This window comes from Allochromatium humboldtianum, from assembly GCF_013385175.1.
GTDB lineage: Bacteria > Pseudomonadota > Gammaproteobacteria > Chromatiales > Chromatiaceae > Thermochromatium > Thermochromatium humboldtianum.
The window spans coordinates 13,714-34,100 of sequence record NZ_JABZEO010000007.1 but is presented as its reverse complement, the minus strand read 5'-3'; the positions used below and the strand labels follow the sequence as shown (position 1 = coordinate 34,100).

At 65.9% G+C, this 20,387-nt stretch carries 14 protein-coding genes; 7 read left to right on the top strand and 7 right to left on the bottom strand.

All coding sequences use genetic code 11. The features are described 5' to 3' along the window. The first annotated feature begins 80 nt into the window (after positions 1–80). The gene (locus HW932_RS11555) at positions 81–1,715 is read left to right on the top strand and encodes a methyl-accepting chemotaxis protein (RefSeq protein WP_176976646.1); all 1,635 of its coding nucleotides are present in this window, start codon (positions 81–83) and stop codon (positions 1,713–1,715) included. A 39-nt stretch (positions 1,716–1,754) separates the two neighbouring features. Here the strand turns inward: HW932_RS11555 and HW932_RS11550 are convergent, their stop codons facing one another. Then, on the bottom strand, positions 1,755–2,369 hold the full coding sequence (locus HW932_RS11550; protein ID WP_176976645.1) for a TetR/AcrR family transcriptional regulator: 615 nt from the start codon (positions 2,367–2,369) through the stop codon (positions 1,755–1,757). A gap of 128 nt (positions 2,370–2,497) precedes the next feature. On the opposite strand from HW932_RS11550, the gene HW932_RS11545 reads away from it, so the two are divergent. Beyond that, positions 2,498–3,718, top strand: a complete 1,221-nt coding sequence (locus tag HW932_RS11545) for an efflux RND transporter periplasmic adaptor subunit (protein WP_176976644.1) — start codon at positions 2,498–2,500, stop codon at positions 3,716–3,718. 21 nt (positions 3,719–3,739) lie between these two features. Further along, the gene (locus tag HW932_RS11540) at positions 3,740–6,877 is read left to right on the top strand and encodes an efflux RND transporter permease subunit (protein ID WP_176976643.1); all 3,138 of its coding nucleotides are present in this window, start codon (positions 3,740–3,742) and stop codon (positions 6,875–6,877) included. Here HW932_RS11540 and HW932_RS11535 read toward each other — a convergent pair. The 3 genes from HW932_RS11535 to pomA are packed head-to-tail and all read right to left on the bottom strand — an operon-like array spanning position 6,874 to position 9,194. Continuing rightward, the gene (locus tag HW932_RS11535; RefSeq protein ID WP_176976642.1) at positions 6,874–7,545 is read right to left on the bottom strand and encodes a PilZ domain-containing protein; all 672 of its coding nucleotides are present in this window, start codon (positions 7,543–7,545) and stop codon (positions 6,874–6,876) included. The two genes, HW932_RS11540 and HW932_RS11535, sit on opposite strands and share 4 nt — an antisense overlap. A 17-nt stretch (positions 7,546–7,562) precedes the next feature. Beyond that, positions 7,563–8,399 (bottom strand): flagellar motor protein MotB, encoded by an 837-nt coding sequence (locus HW932_RS11530; protein WP_176976641.1) that lies wholly within the window; start codon positions 8,397–8,399, stop codon positions 7,563–7,565. 33 nt (positions 8,400–8,432) lie between these two features. Further along, positions 8,433–9,194, bottom strand: a complete 762-nt coding sequence (pomA, locus tag HW932_RS11525; RefSeq protein ID WP_176976640.1) for a flagellar motor protein PomA — start codon at positions 9,192–9,194, stop codon at positions 8,433–8,435. 155 nt (positions 9,195–9,349) lie between these two features. On the opposite strand from pomA, the gene HW932_RS11520 reads away from it, so the two are divergent. The 3 genes from HW932_RS11520 to HW932_RS11510 all read left to right on the top strand — a co-directional run bounded on the left by HW932_RS11520 (position 9,350) and on the right by HW932_RS11510 (position 14,509). Next, entirely contained in the window at positions 9,350–11,467 is a 2,118-nt protein-coding gene (locus HW932_RS11520) for a YgiQ family radical SAM protein (RefSeq protein WP_176976845.1), read from the top strand. Positions 11,468–11,608: 141 nt separating this feature from the next. After that, positions 11,609–13,255 carry a GH3 auxin-responsive promoter family protein gene (locus HW932_RS11515; RefSeq protein ID WP_176976639.1) on the top strand — a complete coding sequence of 549 codons (1,647 nt, stop codon included), beginning with the start codon at positions 11,609–11,611 and terminating at the stop codon, positions 13,253–13,255. A gap of 12 nt (positions 13,256–13,267) precedes the next feature. Continuing rightward, positions 13,268–14,509, top strand: coding sequence for an MFS transporter (locus HW932_RS11510; RefSeq protein WP_176976638.1), 1,242 nt, complete (start codon positions 13,268–13,270; stop codon positions 14,507–14,509). 3 nt (positions 14,510–14,512) lie between these two features. Here the strand turns inward: HW932_RS11510 and HW932_RS11505 are convergent, their stop codons facing one another. The 3 genes from HW932_RS11505 to HW932_RS11495 all read right to left on the bottom strand — a co-directional run bounded on the left by HW932_RS11505 (position 14,513) and on the right by HW932_RS11495 (position 18,845). Then, positions 14,513–15,400, bottom strand: a complete 888-nt coding sequence (locus HW932_RS11505; RefSeq protein WP_176976637.1) for a patatin-like phospholipase family protein — start codon at positions 15,398–15,400, stop codon at positions 14,513–14,515. Beyond that, the gene (locus HW932_RS11500; protein WP_176976636.1) at positions 15,397–17,079 is read right to left on the bottom strand and encodes a GH3 auxin-responsive promoter family protein; all 1,683 of its coding nucleotides are present in this window, start codon (positions 17,077–17,079) and stop codon (positions 15,397–15,399) included. Before HW932_RS11500 ends, HW932_RS11505 begins: the two co-directional genes overlap by 4 nt. A gap of 92 nt (positions 17,080–17,171) precedes the next feature. Next, positions 17,172–18,845, bottom strand: a complete 1,674-nt coding sequence (locus HW932_RS11495; protein WP_176976635.1) for a hypothetical protein — start codon at positions 18,843–18,845, stop codon at positions 17,172–17,174. A 178-nt stretch (positions 18,846–19,023) separates the two neighbouring features. On the opposite strand from HW932_RS11495, the gene pmbA reads away from it, so the two are divergent. Beyond that, positions 19,024–20,373, top strand: coding sequence for a metalloprotease PmbA (gene pmbA, locus HW932_RS11490; protein WP_176976634.1), 1,350 nt, complete (start codon positions 19,024–19,026; stop codon positions 20,371–20,373). The last annotated feature ends 14 nt before the right edge of the window (positions 20,374–20,387 follow it).

Here is a 20,387-nt window from a genome sequence, read left to right as displayed (position 1 = left end):
TCGCCATGTCCCCCGGATCCGGGCCACTCGCCTCGATCGCCGGGGGCATGACAGACAGCGACACCCACTGAGGAATAGGGATGAGATTTATTGAACGCGCCAACATCAGCACCAAGCTGATCCTCCTGGCCCTGGTTCCCAGCATCGCCATGGTGCTGATCGGCTTGGTCGCGACCACGATGCTGCGGCAGGTCGATCAGGGCGTCGATCGCATCTATCTGGATCGCGTCGTCCCCTTGCAGGGGCTCAAGGGCATCGCCGACGACTATGCGGTGCTCGTCATCGACGCGGTCAACAAGGCCAATGCCGGCCGGATGACGGCCGAGGAGGCCCTGAACGGGATTCGTCAGGCCCAGGAGCGCATCCGCACGCGCTGGTCGACCTATCTCCAGACCGATCTCACGCCACGCGAGGCGGTCCTGGTCGATGAGGCCGAGCAGCTCTTTGCCCGCGCGGATGCCGCGATCGCGGCGGTCACGCGCCATCTGGAAGGACTGAGCGGCCACATCGCCGACCAGTTGCGCGCGTTCGACGGCCCGCTCTACGAGACCATTGATCCCATCAGCGCCAAGCTCACCGAGCTGGTCGATCTGCAACTGGAGGTGGCCCACGAGGAACAGCAGGCCGCCCATGCCAGCTATGAGACCTCAGTGCGTGCCTTCGTTGCGCTCACGCTCATCGCACTGGCCGTGGTCGCCGCCCTCAACTGGCTGTTCCGTCGTTCCATCATGGGACAGCTCGGCGCCCTTCGGCGCGCCATCCACAGCATCGTCGAGCACTCCAACCTCACCGCCAGCACGGATCTCGATGTCCCGAACGAGATCGGCGCCATCGCGCGCGACTTCGATCGGATGGTCGCCGAGTTGCGCGGTCTGGTCGAGCGCATCACCGGCTCGGCCATGACCCTGTCCTCGGCGACCGGCGAGATGTCGGGCAATCTGGCCCAGGTGCGCGAGGTGGCGCAGCGCCAGCACCTGGAGACCGATCAGGTGGCCACGGCCATGGAGGAGATGACGGCCTCGGTCGAGGAGGTGGCGCGCAACACCGCTTCGGCGGCCGAGTCCACCCGCGCCTCCAAGCGACTGGCCGATCAGGGGCAGGTCGCCGTCACCGAGACCATCGAGTCCATGTCCGCCCTGGCCGAGCGCATCGCCCAGTCCGGCGAGACCATCCAGTCGCTGGAGCGTGACAGCCAGGAGATCGGCAAGATCCTCGACGTGATCCAGGCCATCACCAGTCAGACCAATCTGCTGGCCCTGAACGCCGCGATCGAGGCGGCGCGTGCTGGTGAAGTAGGGCGTGGTTTCGCGGTCGTGGCCGACGAGGTCCGCACCCTGGCGCAGCGCACCCAGACGTCGGCCCAGGAGATCGAGGGCATGGTCAAGCGCCTGCAACACAGTGCGCAGCAGGCCGCCGATGAGATGAACCGCAGCCGACAGGGCGCCAACGACTCCATGACCACGGCGAGCAAGGCCGGCGAGGCGCTCGGGGCGATCACCTCGGCCGTCGATGGGATCTCGGAGACCATGTCACAGATCGCCAGCGCCGCCGAGGAACAGACGGCGGTCGCGATCGAGATCAGTCGCGGCATCCTCTCGATCAGTGGGGGAACGCGGGAAGCGAGCGAAAACATGGCTGAACTCGAACAGGCCGGCCGGGGCCTGGAGGAATTGGCCGGCGACCTGAGAGAACGCGCCATACGCTTCCAGCTCTGAACTTCGGTGCACATCCGGCGTCGCTGAACCGAATCAGGTCTACTCGCCCTCGATGAAGGTCCGCAGCGCGATGCGGATCAGGGGCGCCAGCGCGGTCCGGTCGAGTTCGGGATGATTGATGACCCGGGCCGCGAGTCCATCGAACAGGGCCATCAGGATCTCGGTCACGGCATCGGCATCCGGGGTCTCCGGCTCCCGCCCGAGCGCCTGACGCGCGCGGCCCAGCACACCGATCAGCCGTTCACGCTTGATGCGGTCGGCCTCGCGCACGCTGGCCGCGACCCTGGGATTGCGCGCCGCCTCGGCCAGGATCTCCAGCTCCAGGGCCGCGTTGTCCAGATCCGTCTTTTCGTTCAGGCCAAGGTCGACGCGATCGATCAGCGCCTGGAAGACGTCCTCGGCGTTCTCGAACTGACTCACCATCTCCAGCGACTGCTCCAGCCGGCGCTCGACCAGCGCCTCGATGATGGCCTCCTTGTTCTCGAAGAAGTGATAGATGTGCCCCGAACTCATCCCGGCCGCCTTGGAGAGCGCGGCGATGCTGGTGCCGTGGAAGCCTTCGCGCGCGAAACAGATCGCGGCGGCGTCCAGGATCTGACGTCGGCGCGTCTGGGCGCGCGTCTGTTCTGGGTCGGGTCGGGTCGGCAGGGTCATGCGGGAGTCGCTCCTCGTTATTTGCAGGCTCGCTTTCGTACTTGACGAACTGGCCTCGAATGTCTAGATTGAACGCTCATTCTAGAACGAACGTTCTATACAATCCTAGTGCTCTCTCGAGGTTGCCCATGAACCCCCTGATCCCTCGGCCCTGGGCCGGTGTCTGGCTGTGCGTGCTCGTCGCGGCACTCTCCGTCGTCGGCTGTGAGCGCTCGGCGCCGCCGGGCGGGGGACCGGGCGGTCCAGGTGGTCCGGGCGGGCCGCCGCCCGAGGTTGGGATCATCACGCTCCAGGCGCGCGAGGCGGCTCTGACCACCGAGCTTCCCGGACGCACGGCCTCCTATCGGGTCGCTGAGGTGCGGCCTCAGGTCGGCGGCATCATCAAGGAGCGGCTGTTCAAGGAGGGCGCGCTGATCCGCTCGGGTCAGGTGCTTTATCGGATCGATCCGGCGGTCTATCAGGCGACCTATGACAGCGCCCAGGCCGCCCTGAACCGCTCGCGCGCGACCTTCGAACGCGCCCGGCTCAAGGCCACGCGCTATGCCGATCTGCTCAAGGCCAAGGCCGTCAGTCAGGAAGATTTCGACGACGCCGAAGCCGCGCTCAAGGAAGCCGCCGCCAGCGTGGCGGTCGACGAGGCCGAGCTGGCGCGCGCGCGCATCGATCTCGAATACACGCGGGTGACAGCGCCGATCGGCGGGCGCATCGGGCGCTCGGTCGTGACCCAGGGCGCGCTGGTGACGGCCAATCAGGAACTCGCTCTGGCCACCATCCAGCAGCTCGATCCCATCTATGTCGATCTCACCCAGTCGAGCGCGCAGATGCTGCGTCTGCGCCGTGCTCTGGAAGACGGGCGTCTCCAGCGTCCGGACGGCGATCAGCCGCGCGTGACCCTGGTGCTGGAGGACGGCAGCGACTATCCGCTCGCCGGACGGCTGGAGTTCTCCGAGGTCAGCGTCGATCCGGGCACGGGCGCGGTCACGCTGCGCGCGACCTTCCCCAATCCCGATCACGTCCTGCTGCCGGGCATGTTCGTGCGCGCCCGGGTGGAGGAGGGCACGCGACCCGAGGCGATCCTGGCGCCCCAGCGCGGCGTGCAGCGCGATCGGCGCGGTCGGCCCTATGCGCTGGTGCTGAACGCCGAGGGCGTGGTCGATCAGCGGATGCTCGCGACCGATCGCGCGCTGGGCAGTGACTGGCTGGTCGATGACGGACTGGCCGCCGGCGACCGGCTGATCGTCGACGGTCTGCAGAAGGTGCGTCCGGGCGACAAGGCCCAGCCCGTGGTGCTCGACGATCAGCCGTCCGAGGCCGTCGCCTCGGCGTCCGGTCCCGGCAAGACTCACTAACCGATCACCGAGCACCCCATCATGGCCCGTTTCTTCATCGACCGACCCGTCTTCGCTTGGGTCATCGCCATCGTCATCATGCTGGCCGGGTTGCTGTCGATCCGCATCCTGCCGGTCTCGCAGTATCCGAGCATCGCGCCGCCGGAGATCGCCATCAGCGCCACCTATCCCGGCGCCTCGGCCCAGACCGTCGAGGACTCTGTGACCCAGGTCATCGAGCAGCAGATGAACGGTCTCGACGGTCTGCGCTACATGTCCTCGACCAGTGAGTCGAACGGACTCTCGACCATCACGCTCACCTTCGAGAACGGTGTCGATCCCGACATCGCCCAGATGCAGGTGCAAAACAAGCTGCAACTGGCCAACGCGCTCCTGCCGGAAGAAGTGGTGCGTCAGGGCATCCAGGTCGCGAAATCGGTGCGCAACTTCCTGATGGTCGTGGCCTTCGTCTCGCGCGATGGGAGCCTGACCAACGCTGATCTGGGCGACTATGCCGCCAGTCTGGTCAAGGATCCGATCAGCCGTGTGCCCGGCGTGGGCGAGATCACCCTGTTCGAGGCCCAGTACGCCATGCGTATCTGGCTCGACCCCAACCGGCTCAATCAATATGGTCTGAGTCCGACCGACGTGGTCGCGGCGATCGAGGCCGAGAACGCTCAGGTCTCGGCCGGTCAGCTGGGTGCGATTCCCTCGCCCGAGGGCCAGCAGCTCAACGTCACCGTCAACGTCCAGAGCCGGCTCAACACGCCCGATGAATTCGGCGCCATCCGGCTACGCACCCAGGCCGATGGCTCGACCGTGCATCTGCGTGACGTGGCGCGCATCGAACTGGGCAGCGAGAGCTACGGCAAGATGGCGCGTCACAACGGCAGTCCGGCGGCGGGCATGGCGATCCGGCTCGCCACCGGCGCCAATGCGTTGCAGACGGCGGATGCGGTCAAGGCCAAGATCGCCGAACTCTCGGCCTTCTTCCCGCCGGGGATGGAGGCGGTCTTCCCCTATGACACCACGCCCTTCGTGCGCATCTCCATCGGCGAGGTGGTCAAGACCATCTTCGAGGCGGTGCTGCTGGTGTTCGTGGTGATGTATCTGTTCCTGCAGAACTTCCGCGCCACCCTGATCCCGACCATCGCCGTGCCCGTGGTGCTGCTCGGCACCTTCGGCATCCTGGCCGCCTTCGGGTTCACCATCAATACCCTGACGCTGTTTGCGATGGTGCTGGCGATCGGTCTGCTGGTCGACGACGCCATCGTGGTGGTCGAGAACGTCGAACGCGTGATGCACGAGGACGGACTGCCGCCCAAGGAAGCGACGCGCAAGTCCATGGATCAGATCACCAGCGCGCTGGTCGGCATCGCCCTGGTGCTGTCGGCGGTGTTCGTGCCCATGGCCTTCTTCGGCGGCTCGACCGGGGTCATCTATCGGCAGTTCTCGATCACCATCGTCTCGGCCATGCTGCTGTCGGTGGTGGTGGCGCTCACCCTGAGTCCGGCGCTGGCGGCCTCGCTGCTCAAGCCCATGCCGCATGGACCGCGACGCGGCTTCTTCGGCTGGTTCAACCGCAATTTCGAGCGCAGTGTCTCGGTCTACGGCAAGAGCGTGGCCGGCATCGCCCGTCGGCGCTGGATCTTCCTGGCGGTCTATCTGGGGCTGGTCGGCCTGCTGATCGTGCTGCACGAGCGGATGACGACCTCGTTCCTGCCCGACGAGGATCAGGGCATCCTCATCATGCAGGTCACGCTGCCCTCGGGTGCGACGCTCGAGCGCACGCGCGAGGTGCTCAAGCAGGTCGAGAAACACTTCCTGGAGAACGAGAAGGAGGCGGTCAAGGAGCTCATCACGGTCTCGGGTTTCAGCTTTGCCGGTCAGGGCCAGAACATGGCCATCGGCTTCGTCAAGCTGCGGGACTGGTCGGAGCGCCAACGGCCCGATCTGCACGTCAAGGCCGTGGCCGGACGGGCCATGATGGCCTTCTCGCACATTCGCGACGCGCGCGTCTTCGCCTTTCCGCCGCCGGCGGTCATCGAGCTGGGCACGGCCTCGGGCTGGGACGTGCAGTTGCAGGACAAGGGCGGCGTCGGACGCGAGGTGCTGGCCGCCGCGCGCGGTCAGTTCCTCGGCATGGCGATGCAGGATCCGCGCTTCATGGCCGTGCGCCCGAACGGACGCGAGGACGAGGCGCAGTATCAGGTCGAGGTCGATCGCACCAAGGCCGGCGCGCTCGGGCTGTCGCTGGCCGACATCAACCGCACGCTCTCGATGGCCTGGGGCAGTGCCTATATCGACGACTTCGTACACGAGGGACGGGTGAAGAAGGTCTATGTCCAGGCCGACGCACCCTATCGGATGCTGCCGGAGGATCTGAACGCCTGGTACGTGCGCAATGCCGATGGCGACATGGTGCCCTTCTCGGCCTTCGCGACCGGCGCCTGGACCTATGGTTCGCCGCGTCTGGAGCGCTACAACGGTCTGCCATCCGCCGAGGTGCTGGGTCAGGCCGCACCCGGTCTGAGCACGGGCGAGGCCATGCTCGCCGTCGAGGAATTGGCGCGGAAACTGCCGCCGGGCATCGGTCTGGAGTGGACCGGGATTTCCTATGAAGAGCGTGCGGCCGGTGCTCAGGCGCCAGCCCTCTATGCGCTCTCGGCGCTGGTCGTATTCCTGGCGCTCGCCGCACTCTACGAGAGCTGGTCGGTGCCCTTCGCGGTGATGCTGATGGTGCCGCTCGGCGTGCTCGGCGCGGTGGTCGCCGCGCTCGGACGCGGACTGCCGAGCGACATCTATTTCCAGGTCGGCCTGCTGGCGACGATCGGGCTCTCGGCCAAGAACGCGATCCTGATCGTCGAGTTCGCCAAGACGCTCCAGGAAGAAGGGCGCGATGCCCTGAGCGCGGCGCTGGAAGCGGCACGGATGCGTATCCGACCGATCGTCATGACTTCGCTCGCCTTCGGTTTCGGCGTGCTGCCGCTGGCGATCAGCTCGGGCGCAGGCTCGGGCGGACAGAACGCGATCGGTACGGGTGTGCTCGGCGGCGTGGTCGCGGCGACCCTGCTCGGCGTGCTGTTCGTGCCGCTGTTCTTCGTGCTGATCCGAGGGCGGATGCGCCCGACGGCCTCGGAGACCGTCGTCACCGAGAAGGCCGATCGCGCGACGACCTAACCGCGCTTGGGCTTGTCCTTGAGGGGCTTCATGGAGGCTTGGTAGCGCGCCTCGAATGCCTCCTCGGCCTGAGCCTGGAGTTGGAGCCGCTGCAAGCGGTAGACATGCCGGATGATGGCCTCGCGGTCGGCCTCGCGCACATGCGTGAAGTCGACCGCGACCCGATAGCCTCGATCCTCGACCGCATCGCAGCGCACCACCCGCGCCAGCGCCCGAATATGCACCCGATCGGGAAAGAGCGTCAGGCGCAGATCGACATGGCTGTCGACCGCCAGCACCTCCGGCCAGTCGAACCCGACGCCCTGCGCACTGAGACAGGCATCCGTGTCGGGCGAACTCGGAAACCCCTCACCATCGCCGATCGCCTGGGCCAGGGCCTCGATCTGGCTCTCGATCACCTTGACATAGGCCGCCACGGTCGGGAACTTGTATTCCAGCGCGCGGCGCTCGGGCAGATGCAGCTCGCGGATGGCGTGCAGATCGTTCAGCAGACCCGCACGCCAACTCGGCGTCTCCAGGCTCTCGATCAACCGGGCTTCCTCCGCCGGTCCGACCGGAACGACCAGCAACCCCATATGATCCTCGATGCGAAAGTAACGCCGCCGGTCGCGATCCTGATCGTCTTCCGGCGCGGGTGCGCTTGTTCGGACTGGCTCGTCTCTGCTCATTGCCACACTCTCTCTGCCTACGGATTGTCGTCGTCGCCGATGTTTTCGAGCAGCGTCTGGGCGCTGCGCTCGCCGAGCACGATGATCTCCACCCGCCGATTGCTGGCCCGGCCCTCGGAGGTCTCGTTGGACTCCAGCGGACGATTGTCGCCATAGGCGCGGATCTCGACGCGCTCGGGCGCGATGCCGCCCACCTGGGTCATGGTGTGGGCCACGGAGGCCGCGCGCGCCGCCGACAGCACCCAGTTGGAGGGGAATTCGAGCGTTTCGATGGGCACGTCGTCCGTATGTCCGGCGATCAGGATGCGCCCCTCGACCTGATTGAGCGCATCGGCGATCTTCATCAGCGCGGCCTTGAAGGGCGCGTCGATCCGCGCCGAGGCCGAGGGGAAAGAACCCTTTTCGCGGATACGGATGACGACTTGGTCATCGATGGTGTTGATCTCGATCAGGCCCATTTCGATCTCGAGCTTGAGTTCATGCTTGAGATCCTCGGCCTTGTCCTGGGCGTCCTCGACCGCTGGGTCGAGGATCTCCAGCATCCGTTTCATGTCGTCCGTGGTCTGCTGCCGAACCTCGTTGACCACGGTCGGCTGCGGCTGGGCCGGGGAGAACTCCTGCATGATGATGCTGGTGCCGAGCGGATCCTGGTCGGCCGGGATGTCGCGCTGCACGCCGAAGGCCGCCTTCATCGAGCCGGCGACCTGCTTGTACTTGATGACATCCATCTCGGAGAACGACAGCAGCAGCACGAAGAAGCACATCATCAGCGACATGAGGTCGGCGAAGGTGGCCATCCATTCCGGCGCGCCGGCCGGCGGACATTCCTGCTCGTCGCATTCGCATTGTTCCATGGAGTCATCCCCCCTGGGCTAGCGTGTGAATCATCAGTCCTTACCGGCGCTCTGGCGCTTGTTTTCCGGAAGATAGGTCATGAGCAACTGTTCGAGCACGCGCGGATTCAACCCCTCCTGGATGCCTGAGATCGATTCCAGGATCAGGCTCTTGTTGAGCTTCTCCTCGTTGGCGCGCAGCTTGAGTTTCTCGGCGATCGGGATGGCGACGGCATTGGCGAGAAAGGCGCCATAGAGCGTGGTCAGCAGGGCTACAGCCATCGCTGGACCGATGGCCTTGGGGTCCGACATGTTGGCCAGCATCTGCACCAGACCGATGAGCGTACCAATCATGCCCATCGCGGGTGCGACCTCGCCCGTGGCCTTGAAGACGCTGTAACCGGCTTCCTGACGCTGGATGGCCAGATTGATGTCCTTGCTCAACACTTTCTGGACGACTTCGGGCGGGTGGCCGTCGATGCACAGGCCGATGCCGGTCTGTAGGAATGGATGCGAGATTTCCTTGCCCTCCAGCGCGAGCAGGCCCTCGCGGCGCGCAACGTTGGCCAGGGCCACGGCCTCCTCAATGAGTGATTGCGGCGGAATGGGCTTGGCGAAGAAGGCGCCCATGGCGACCTTGAAGCTGGCCAGGAACTGAGCCAGGGTGGTGCGAAAGAGCACCACGAAGGTGGTTCCGGCAAAGACGATCACGATGGATGGGACGTCGATGAAGGTTCCGATGTCGCCACCAAGCACGATGGCGCCGATCATGACGCCAATAGCGCCAACAAAGCCCAATAGGGTTGCCAAATCCACGTCATCAACCTCGATTGCAACGACGGCCGGAGGGCATCCGACGCGCTGAATGAAAAATGCAAGCGACGCATTTTCAATGATTGCGCCCGACGGGTCCAGCCGTCATCTTGGCGTTACAATGCGGTTCCGATCTCCGTTCGATGCTCCAGACAGCCATGCACGCCGCCCCTGATCTCTTCTCCTACCGCAAGCACTGGGCCTATAAATTCGGCGCCGCGCCCGAGCTGCCGATCTCGCGCGCCGAAATGGACCTGCTCGGCTGGGACAGTTGCGACATCGTCATCGTCACGGGTGACGCCTACGTCGATCATCCCTCGTTCGGCATGGCGATCATCGGGCGCCTGCTTGAGGCGCAGGGTTTTCGAGTCGGACTCATCGTGCAGCCGGACTGGACCTCGGCGGACGATTTCCGGCGTCTCGGCAAGCCGAATCTGTTCTTCGGCATCACGGCGGGCAACATGGACTCCATGGTCAACCGCTATACCGCCGACCGGCGCGCGCGCTCCGATGACGCCTATACCCCGAACGCCGAGCCCGGACGCCGCCCCGACCGCTCAGTGAACGTCTATGCGCAGCGCGCGCGCGAAGCCTATAAGGGCGTGCCCATCGTCATCGGCGGGATCGAGGCCAGTCTGCGCCGCATCGCACACTTCGACTACTGGTCGGAGACGGTGCGCCGCTCGGTGCTGGTCGATTCCAAGGCGGACCTGCTCATCTACGGTAATGCCGAGCGGGCGCTGGTAGAGCTGTCGCACCGTCTGGCGCGCGGCGAACCGATCGACACCATCCGCGATCTGCGCGGCACGGCCTTCGTTCGTCGTGGTCCTCCGCCGGAGGGTTGGACAGTGCTCGATTCCACCCGGCTCGACACGCCCGGACCGCTCAAGCTCCACAACGATCCCTATGAGGACGACCCGCGCTGCGAGCAGCGTGCCGAGGGCGTGCCGGTCGTCGTTCCGACGCCGCGCGCCGAGCGCGACAAGACCGTGATCCGGCTGCCGTCCTTCGAACAAGTGCGCGACGACCCGGTGCTCTATGCCCATGCCTCGCGCGTGTTCCATCTGGAGACCAATCCGGGCAATGCGCGCGCCCTGGTCCAGGCCCATGGCGAGCGCGAGGTCTGGCTCAACCCGCCGCCGATCCCGCTCACCAGTTCCGAACTCGACCGGCTGCACGAGCTGCCCTTCACCCGCCGTCCGCATTCGAGCTATGGCGAGGCGCGGCTGCCGGCCTGGGAGATGATCCGCCACTCGGTCATCATCCTGCGCGGCTGTTTCGGCGGCTGTACCTTCTGCTCGATCACCGAGCACGAGGGGCGCATCATCCAGAACCGCTCCGAGGACTCGATCCTGCGCGAGATCGGCGAGGTGCGCGACCGGGCGCCCGGTTTCACCGGCACCATCTCGGATCTCGGGGGGCCTTCCGCCAACATGTGGCGTCTCGGCTGCCGTGACCCGCGCATCGAGGCGGCCTGTCGCAAGCTCTCCTGTGTCTATCCCGACATCTGCCGCAATCTCAACACCGACCATGGGCCGTTGATCCAGCTCTACCGCAAGGCGCGCGCCGTGCCCGGCATCAAGCGCGTGCTCATCGCCTCGGGGCTGCGCTACGACCTGGCCATGCGCTCGCCGGCCTATATCCGTGAGCTGGTGACGCACCATGTCGGCGGCTATCTCAAGATCGCGCCCGAGCACACCGAATCCGGGCCGCTCAGTAAGATGATGAAGCCCGGCATCGGCATCTTCGACCGCTTCAAGGAACTCTTCGACCGCTATTCGCGCGAAGCCGGAAAAGAGCAGTATCTGATCCCCTATTTCATCGCCGGTCATCCGGGGACGACCGATGTCGACATGCTCAATCTCGCCGTCTGGCTCAAGCGCCACAAGCTGCGGCTCGATCAGGTCCAGTCCTTCCTGCCGACACCGCTGGCGATCGCCACCGCCATGTATCACACTGGACGCAATCCGCTGAAACGGGTCTCGCCGAACTCGGAATCGGTCCCGGTGGTGCGCGGGATGCGTCAGCGCCGCTTGCAGAAGGCTTTTCTGCGCTATCACGATCCCGAGAACTGGCCGCTGCTGCGTCAGGCGCTGAAAGACATGGGCCGCTCCGATCTCATCGGCAACGGCAAGCGTCATCTGGTGCCGAGCTTCCAGCCGCCGGGGACGGGTGGGGTGCCCGAGGGGCGGCGAACGCCCGTGAAGAACCGGCCGGCGACGCCGGCACCGGCACGCCCCGGACGTTCCAAGCCACTGCGTCGCCGGCCGGTCTGAGTCGCGTCCCGAGCGGGTATCCGCGTTCAGTGAATGCCCGTAGAATCACTGTCCGCCACAGGCATTCAGCCGAGTCACATCGGCGTGCATCGCATTGGTCAATGATCTCGCCCGAGGGCGGGATTCTCGCGGAGACATCGCATGACATTCTCGACTGAACTGTCCTCACTCCAAGGCCCTGCGCTCCAGCAAGGTTTCGCTGAACTCTGCGAGCGTGCCGATTCGGTTCAGGAGACGCTGCTGCTCGATCTGGTGCGACGCAATGCCGATAGCCGTTTCGGGCGTGAGCATGGATTCGAGCGCATCGCTTCGGTCGACGACTTTCGCCGTCAGGTTCCGCTGCGCGACTGGAACGGGATCGAACCCTATGTGACGGCCCTGGTCGAGGGCGAGGCGGACGTGCTGACCCAGGGGCAGCCGGTCTCGCGCTTCGTCATGACCAGCGGCACCACGGGCAAGCCCAAGCTCATCCCGGCCAACGAGGCCACCCAGACGGCCAATGGCGTCACCATGGCCCTGCGTCTGCTCGGCGTGCTGCGCGATCATCCCGAGGTCTTGCAGGGCGACATCCTGGCGCTCGCCAACGCGCCGGTCGCCGGACAGACCGCCCAGGGTATCCCTTATGGTTCGGCCTCCGGCATGACGATGACCCGCGCACCGGCCGAACTCCAGCGCCGTTTCGCCTATCCCCCGGCTGTCCTGGAGATCAAGGATCCGGCCAGTCGGGTCTATGCCATGCTGCGCTTTGCGCTCGAACGCGACCTGACGCTGGCGATCGGCAACAATCCGCTCAACTTCACCCAGCTCTTCGACCAACTGCCGGTCCAGGCCGAGGCCTTCATCGCCGATATCGCCTCCGGCACCGTCTCGACGCCGACGCCCTTGCCGGCGGATCTGCGCCGGCGTCTGGAAGATGAATTACAGCCCAATCCCGCTCGCGCGGCTGAACTGCGCGCCCTGGAGGCACTCACGGCCCGTTCGGTCTGGCCGAATCTGCGCCTGATCGTCTGCTGGAAGACCGGACTCATGGGGCGCTTCCTCGCCGATCTGGCCGAGCGCTGTCCGCCGGGGACCATCTTTCGCGAATATGGGTATGGCGCCAGTGAGGGTCTGCTGACCATTCCCATGAGTGATGAGACCTCCGCCGGTGTGCTCGCCATCCACAGCCTCTTTTTCGAATTCCTGCCCGAGGAGACGCCCCAGACGCCGGACGCGCCGACGCTCTTGGCCCATGAGCTGGAGGTCGGGCAACGCTATCAGCTGATCCTGACCAGCGCCGCCGGACTCTATCGCTACTGTCTGGGCGATCTGATCGAGGTCACAGGCTTCCAGGGACGCGCGCCCCTGGTGATGTTCCTGCGCAAGGTTGGCGACGTCCTGAATCTGCTCGGTGAAAAGCTCGATGCCCGTCAGGTGGCCATGGCGATGGAGTCGGCCCAGCGCGCCAGCGGTACTACGATCCGTCATTTCCAATGGGTAGCGGATGAGGCGAGTCTGAGCTATGAACTCTGCATCGAACCGGCCGCAACCGCCGATGAAGTCGTCTGGCGTCGGCTGGTCGAATCCTTCGACCGCGAATTGCGAACACTGAGCTACGGCTATGACCTGCGGCGCGGCAACGGCACCTTCGAACCGCCCCGTCTGCGGCTGATGCGTGCCGGATGGCTGGAGGCGCTCTCGCAGCGCGGCGGCTATCAGGCCAAGCCGAAGATCGTCGGCTACCAGCTCGCCGAGCCGGATCTCACCGAGGGCTTCGTTTCACCCACCGATCCGGCCACCGAAGCCTAGCGCGGAACCGACATGACGACACTGCTCAAGACCTTCGGCGAGCGCAACTATCGGTTCTTCTTCGTCGGCCAGGGACTGTCGCTGATCGGCTACTGGATCCAAAGCACGGCCTTCAACTGGATGCTCTACCAGTTGACCGACTCGGCCCTGATGCTGGGGTATCTCACGGCCGCCATCAATCTGCCGGTCCTGCTCCTGCTGCCTTTCGCCGGCGCCCTGGTCGACCGTTTCGAGCGGCGGCGCCTGCTGATCGTGCTCCAGACGCTCTTCGCCATCCAGGCGCTGATCCTGGCGGCGCTGGCGTATTTCGAGTTGCTCACCCTGCCGCTGATCGTGGTCATGGGCTGCCTCATGAGTGTGCTGACCGCCTTCGACAGTCCGAGCCGGCAGGCGATCGTCCCGCGTCTGGTGAGTCGGCGCGAGCATCTGCCCGCGGCCATCTCGCTGAACTCAATGTTGTTCAACACGGCCCGCGCCGTGGGACCGCCGCTGGCGGGGTGGGTGATGGCGCAGACCGGACCCGCGCCCTGCTTTCTGCTCAATGCGGTGAGCTATCTATGCATGATCACGGCCCTGCTGTTCGTCTGTCTGACGCCGCCGATCGAGGGGGCCGGGGCCCGACGGGTTCGGGGGGCGCTCGGCAATCTGGGTTTCATTCTGAGCACGGCGCCACTGCGCTATCTGATCCTGTCCTACACCCTGGTGGCGGTGGCGACCATGTCGGTCTATGTGATGCTGCCGGTGTGGGCGGGCGAGGTCGTGGAGGCCGGTCCTCAGGGACTGGGCTGGCTGATGGGCGGCATCGGTGTTGGCGCTCTGATCGGCGCGGCCCTGATCGGTACCCAGCGTCGACCCGAGCGGCTGTGGCCCATGTTCCGACTCGCGGGCGTCCTGCTTGGATTGGCCTTGATCCTGCTGTCGCTCTCGCACGGGCTCTGGCTGGCCATGCTCGTCACCGTCATGCTTGGGCTGTCCTATATCGCGCAGGGCGTGGCGGCCAATACCCTGCTGCAACTGAGCATCGACGACGACCACCGGGCCGGTGTCATGGCCTTCTATCTGCTGGCCGTGTTCGGATCCATCCCGGTGGGCAATCTGCTCGGCGGTTGGCTGAGCCAGATGCTGGGACTGCATAACGCCTCACTGGCCGCCGGGGTGGCGGTGCTGGTGGTCACCGCTCTGTTTTGGCCGGCGAGCCGCCGCATCATCCGTGATATCCGGTCGGCGGCGGCCCAGCCCGAGGCGACCCGGTGAAGCTCATCCGTTCGTGACCGTCGCCGGCGGCCGGGAGAACGACCCGATAGCCTCCAGGATCTCCTCCCGGCGCTGCTCGACCACCGCTCGCCCGGTGTCGATGATGTAGGGGATGTGGTGCACGTCCCACATGTTGATCGGCCGGTCGAAGGGCACCTTGATGATGATGATCTCGTGGTGGTGCAGCTCGATCGAGAGCGCCAGTTGGAAGCGCGTGATGGCATCACCCTGGATGGTGTAATAGTTGGACAGGCAGGCGATGTAGTCGTTGGGCTGATTGTCGATCGGATCGTGGAAGATCACGGCGATGATGACGTCCATGCCGCGCTTGACCGCCTCCATCACCGGCAGCGACGAGGTGTAGTAGCCGTCGGCGAGCAGCCGACCGTTCAGTTCCAGCGGCGGCAGCATCGGAAAGACCGCGCTGGAGGCATAGACCACGTCGGTCAACAACCCCTGCTCAATGACCACGCCGTCGCCGGTCCGGATGTCGGTGGCCTGGATCACGGTCTTGGGCTGGAGATCCTCGACCCGCCGATCCCCGAACATCTCCTGGAGCGCGCGCTTGAGCTTGGCCGGGCGCACCAGCCCCGTGCGCATGTCGAAGCGCCCGAAGGGCAGACGCCCCATGCCGAGCACGGCGCGCAGGTCGATCGAGGAAAAGAGTCCGCGCTGTGCCACGCGACCGATGAGTTCGCGGATGTGATCGGAGTCATAGCCGCAGCCGCGCATGGCGCTCATGATGCTGCCGCCGCTACAGCCGACCAGCAGGTCGACCGGAATCTGCGCCTCGTCGAGGAACTCGAACAGCGGGATGGCCGCCAGCGGCTTGATGCCGCCGCTGGAGAGCACCACGGCGACCTTGGGGCGTCGGGCTCGTTCGACCGTCATGCGGGCGCGCCCTCCCGGATGTCGATGGTATAGAGGAGGCGACCGCCGGGCGGGAGTTCCGAACCCAGGACCACGGGTTTGAACTGGGTGTCGCGCATCCCGGAGGCGACCTGGTGGTCGACGATGGCGCCGAGCCAGCCGCGCTCCATCAGCGACAGGGCCGTGGGTTTGAGCATATCGAGTTCCTGATAGCGCTTGAAGACATGGTTGATCTCGCACAGACGGGCGTCGAAGCTCGCGAGCAGACGGTGCATCACGCTCTGCTCCGGCGTCTCGCCGGCCGGTTCGATGTGCAGGTGATAGCGCGAGGTCGCCGACTCGCCCACGACCATGAAATGCATGGGCGTCACGCCGGTCTCGGCACAGGCGCCCTGGACGGCGATCAGGATCTGATTGGCGCTGACCTTCTCGCCCTGAAGATTCATCACGTCGCGCCCCTTGCGCAGGAAGCTCACCAGGGGGGCGCCCTGGTAGAACCCCGTCACCTCGATGACGTCGTTGATCGAATAGCGATAGAGCCCGCCGGCCGTGGTCAGCAGGATCTGATAGGGCACGCCGACCTCCAGCTCGTGGGCCATGAGCACGCGCGCGTCCGGGCGTCCGAATTCCTCCTCCGGGATGAACTCGAAATAGTTGGTGTGGATGGTCAGCAGACCGCTGTTGCCCTCGTCGCTGATCGGGATGGTGATATGCGCCTCGCTGGCCATGTAGCCGGTGTCGCGCAGTTTGAGTTGCGGCGAGCACCAGTCGTGCAGATGCCGGGCGAACTGACCCACGGTGCCGCCCTTCCAGCAGCCGATGAGCTTGAGATCCGGCCAGTAGTCGCGCGGCTGGAGCCGTCCGGCGCGCTCGGCCAGCCGCTCCAGTTCGCGCGCCCGGCCCGGATTGGGCTTGAAGCGGCGGCTCAGCGCCTCGCGGATCGGCCCCGGGATGTCGTGGTTTGCCGAGAGCGTGCCGTCGTGGATGTCGCGCAGGAGGTCGGCCTTGTGCTCATCGGCGCTCTCGAACAGCTTGAGCAGGGCATTGGGATTGGAGGCCGGGATGAAGCTGACCGACTCGGGGACGGCGCAGCGCATCATCGCATAGCGGCGTGCGTTGAAGTCCTCGATCTCGATGGCGTCATAGGGATAGGCGTATTTGGCGCGCGCCAGCGGATGGGCGTCGCGCACCATCAGCCCGGAGACCGCGCCATAGGGGATGTTGGTGTGCGGCGTGTAGCCCTCGACCGCCTTGTTGACGATCGGAAACACCTTGCCGGCCAGAAAGCGCGGATGGGCGCCGACGGCGGCGAAGGCCCAGACCTTCTGGTTGAGCGCGTTGCCCTGCTTGCTCTCGGGCGTCACCGGGATCAGCTTGGGCTTGCCGGTGGTGCCGCTGGTCTTGTTGAACATGGAGGGCGGCGGACCGGCGGTCAGGACATGGGTTTCGCCGGCGATGAGACGATCGACATAGGGGTCGACCGTCTCCCAACTGGAGACGGGCAGGGCGCGCGCATAGTCGGCGGGCGACTTCAGACGCGCGAAATCATGCTCGCGCCCGAAGACCGTGTCGGCGTTGCGCTCCAGACGCTCTTCCAACAGGCGACGCTGGGTCTGCTCCAGGTTGCGGCAGCGTCCCATGAAGTTGTGCCAGCGCGCGCGTGTGACGGTATGGATCAAAGCATTGAGAATGACGGACATGGTTCCTCACTCACTCGGTCGACGGAGCGTCAATGTAACGCAAGTCCGCGTCTGTATTTCGTGCACTGGATCGCAAAAGGATCACGGCCCGATCAGCGTTTCCAGAGCAGACAGGTCTCAGGCGCGTCGTCGGCGATGAAGCCGTGATGACGTCCCATCCAGTAGGCGAGCAGATAGTCGACTCCGCCATAGGTCATGTTGGGCGTCCCGGCCTCCTGGAGCTTCCAGGGATGGCGTTCCCAGGTGAAGGATGCCGCCGGTCGCTCGTCGACGTTCACGGCCTCGGCCGAGATTCCGGGGCAGCGTGGATTCTCCGGGTAGCGGCCGCGCAGATCGATCGGGCGCGACAGGTTGGGCGCGGCGCTGAAGCGTGCCAGTTGTTCCACATGGGCGTCGATCACGGGCTGGACTTCGTCTTCCGTCGGCGCCAGTGCGGCATAGATGAAGGCGAAGAAGACGTTCTTGTGGTCGGCGACCTCGGCCCAGAGTGCGTCGCGCAGCACGGCGCGTTGCAAACGTTCCTTGCGTGCCTGATCCGTCTCCAGCCGTGTCCAGTTGTAGAGCGGCATGAACCCGATGTTCAGCCCGAAATAGCCCGAGTCGCAACGGTTGGTGTTGCGCCAGCGCTCGGCGATGCCGAGCCAGCTGTCGGCCTGACGCGCGTAGTGCTCGGCGATGACACGCCGGCGCTCGGCATATTCGGGCACGCCCTCCGTGACCTGGAGCGCCACGCGGAAGATGGCGCCGAGCTGAATCGCCTGGGTCGGCTGATACTGGTCCGGGAAGGCGCCGAAGCTCGGTAGTTGACGGATCAGATCGGCCGTGTTCGGCGAGAAGAACAGCACCCCCTCGCCGGCGGCGTCGAAGGGGGTGAGCCGCAGCGTCAGGGTCGGTATCCCACCCGGCGCGTCGGCGCGGCTGAAGACGGCATAGGGGATGCGGATGTCCTGACTGACGGTCGTGCCCTGGACGCGCGCGCGCACCGGCTGGTTCTCGCTCTCCATGAGCTGCTCGACGAAGCGCACCACATCGGCCCGGATGGTCTCGCGCAGTGCCGGACTGCGGGTCGCCTCGTAGGCGAGGGAATAGCCGAGCATGAGTCCCTGGTACTGGTCGCGGCTGATGTTGCCGCGCCAGTGCCAGAGCCGGTTCTCGTAGAGCACGTCCCGATGCACCTCCGGGTCGTCGGCACTCAACAGCGCCAGGATCGGCTCGGGGCTGTCGGCGGGCGCGGCGTAGCGGGCCAGATAGCCGCGATCGCCCGAGATGGCCCACCAGCGGTGCAGGGTCGCGACCGTCTCGCGCAGGGCGCGCTCGGCGTCGGGCGCGCCCGTGGTCATGAAGCGCAGGGCCTCGGCGGCCAGATAGCTGCCGGTCCAGATCGGCGAATCACGCCGTCCGCCATAGGAGCGGATCGCGCTCAGTGTCTCGTCGGTGAATTCGGCCGCCATGACCCCGCCGGCGGGCATCATCCAGCGGTTCAGCCAGGCGGTGTGATGGCGTGCCCGGTTGTGCAATTGGCCGGCGCCATCGTCCAGGTTCGAGATCCAGCCGCCGCCGGACGCCTCCCAGAGTCGGCAGCGCGACTCGGACACGCCGACCTCGAAGCGGCAGGCATCCGCGCAGGGCGCGACGACCTCTGCCTGAGCCTGGGCCAAGGTCAACCCCAGTGCCGCCAGGATACCGGACCGCGCCAGGGCCGTCCGCCAAACCGCGTTCCGGACCGGCGTCCGGATGCATCGAGCGATCGAATCCGACAGTTTCATCATGGATCTCCTCAGATCGAAACGGGACCGGCATCGCCTGTTCGACGGGATCGTCAGGCCAACCATGGGATGCCCGAACCGGATACGGATTTTCCGAATCGAACTGCTATCATGTCCCAGCGACCACCGACGACGCTACCCCGCTGATCCGAATCCCAGCCGAGACACAGACCGTATCATGCCCATTCTGACCACAGAGGACACCGCCGAGCGTCTGGCCCGGCTGCAACAGATCATCGAAGACCTGCTGAAAGAGGCCAAACGCCAGGGCGCGAGCGCCGCCGAGGCTTCGGTCGGCGGCAGCGCCGGGCTGGAGGTCGCGGTGCGGCTCGGCGAGGTCGAGACGGTCGAACATACGCGCGACAATGGTCTGGGCGTCACGCTCTATTTCGGCCACCGCAAGGGCTCGGCCAGCACCTCGGATCTCAGCCCGACCGCCGTGCGTGATGCCGTCAGCGCCGCGCGCGCCATCGCCCAGCACACCCAGGACGACCCCTGCGCCCATCTGGCCCCGCCCGAACTCATGGCCACCGAGATCCCGGATCTGGATCTCTGCCATCCCTGGGCGATCGAGGTCGAGCAGGCGATCGAACTGGCCATCGCCTGCGAGGACGCCGCACGCACCCATGATCCGCGCATCGTCAATTCCGAAGGCGCGAGCCTCTCGACCCATCTCGGCATCCATGTCGCCGGCAACAGTCACGGCTTCCTCGGCGGCTATCCGACCACGCGCCACAGTCTCAACTGCGCCGTCATCGGTCAGGATGGGGAGCTGATGCAGCGCGATTACTGGTGGACCACCGCGCGCGCCGCCACTGATCTGGACTCGGCGCGCTCGGTCGGCGAACGGGCGGCCGAACGGACCGTGGCGCGTCTCGGTGCGCGTCGGCTCGGTACCCGTGAAGCGCCTGTGCTGTTCCGTGCCGAGGTGGCGACCGGACTCTTGCGCAGTCTGGTCTCGGCCATCAATGGCGCCAGCCTCTACCGGCGCTCCAGCTTCCTGCTCGATCATCTCGGTAAGCGCATCTTCCCCGAGTTCGTGCGCATCCACGAGCAGCCGCATCTGTTGCGCGGCCTGTCCAGCGCGCCCTACGACGGCGACGGTGTGGCCACGCGCGCCAAGGATCTGGTGCGCGACGGCGTGCTCCAGACCTATGTGCTCGACACCTATTCGGGCTGCCGGCTCGGGATGCCGACCACGGGCAATGCCGGCGGGGTGCGCAATCTCACCATCGAGATGGGTGAGCTGGACCGCGCCGCACTCCTGCGCGAGATGGGTACGGGCCTGATGGTCACTGAACTCATGGGCCACGGCGTCAACCCGGTCACGGGCGACTACTCGCGCGGCGCCTCCGGCTTCTGGGTCGAGAACGGCGAGATCCAGTATCCGGTCGAGGAGATCACCATCGCCGGCAATCTCAAGCAGATGTTCGCCGGACTGGTGGCGGTCGGCAACGACTGCGACTTTCCGGGCAGCACCCGCACCGGCTCCTGGCTGATCGACCGCATGACGATCGCCGGGGAGTAACCTCCCCGGTTTGG

Bases quoted from the DNA above. Each gene is read 5' to 3' on its own strand.
- HW932_RS11535 (WP_176976642.1), bottom strand. From the start codon at position 7,545: ATGAGCAGAGACGAGCCAGTCCGAACAAGCGCACCCGCGCCGGAAGAC.
- HW932_RS11510 (WP_176976638.1), top strand. From the start codon at position 13,268: ATGACGACACTGCTCAAGACCTTCGGCGAGCGCAACTATCGGTTCTTC.
- HW932_RS11540 (WP_176976643.1), top strand. From the start codon at position 3,740: ATGGCCCGTTTCTTCATCGACCGACCCGTCTTCGCTTGGGTCATCGCC.
- HW932_RS11545 (WP_176976644.1), top strand. From the start codon at position 2,498: ATGAACCCCCTGATCCCTCGGCCCTGGGCCGGTGTCTGGCTGTGCGTG.
- pmbA (WP_176976634.1), top strand. From the start codon at position 19,024: ATGCCCATTCTGACCACAGAGGACACCGCCGAGCGTCTGGCCCGGCTG.
- HW932_RS11520 (WP_176976845.1), top strand. From the start codon at position 9,350: ATGCACGCCGCCCCTGATCTCTTCTCCTACCGCAAGCACTGGGCCTAT.
- HW932_RS11495 (WP_176976635.1), bottom strand. From the start codon at position 18,845: ATGAAACTGTCGGATTCGATCGCTCGATGCATCCGGACGCCGGTCCGG.
- HW932_RS11500 (WP_176976636.1), bottom strand. From the start codon at position 17,079: ATGTCCGTCATTCTCAATGCTTTGATCCATACCGTCACACGCGCGCGC.
- HW932_RS11515 (WP_176976639.1), top strand. From the start codon at position 11,609: ATGACATTCTCGACTGAACTGTCCTCACTCCAAGGCCCTGCGCTCCAG.
- HW932_RS11550 (WP_176976645.1), bottom strand. From the start codon at position 2,369: ATGACCCTGCCGACCCGACCCGACCCAGAACAGACGCGCGCCCAGACG.
- HW932_RS11555 (WP_176976646.1), top strand. From the start codon at position 81: ATGAGATTTATTGAACGCGCCAACATCAGCACCAAGCTGATCCTCCTG.
- HW932_RS11505 (WP_176976637.1), bottom strand. From the start codon at position 15,400: ATGACGGTCGAACGAGCCCGACGCCCCAAGGTCGCCGTGGTGCTCTCC.
- HW932_RS11530 (WP_176976641.1), bottom strand. From the start codon at position 8,399: ATGGAACAATGCGAATGCGACGAGCAGGAATGTCCGCCGGCCGGCGCG.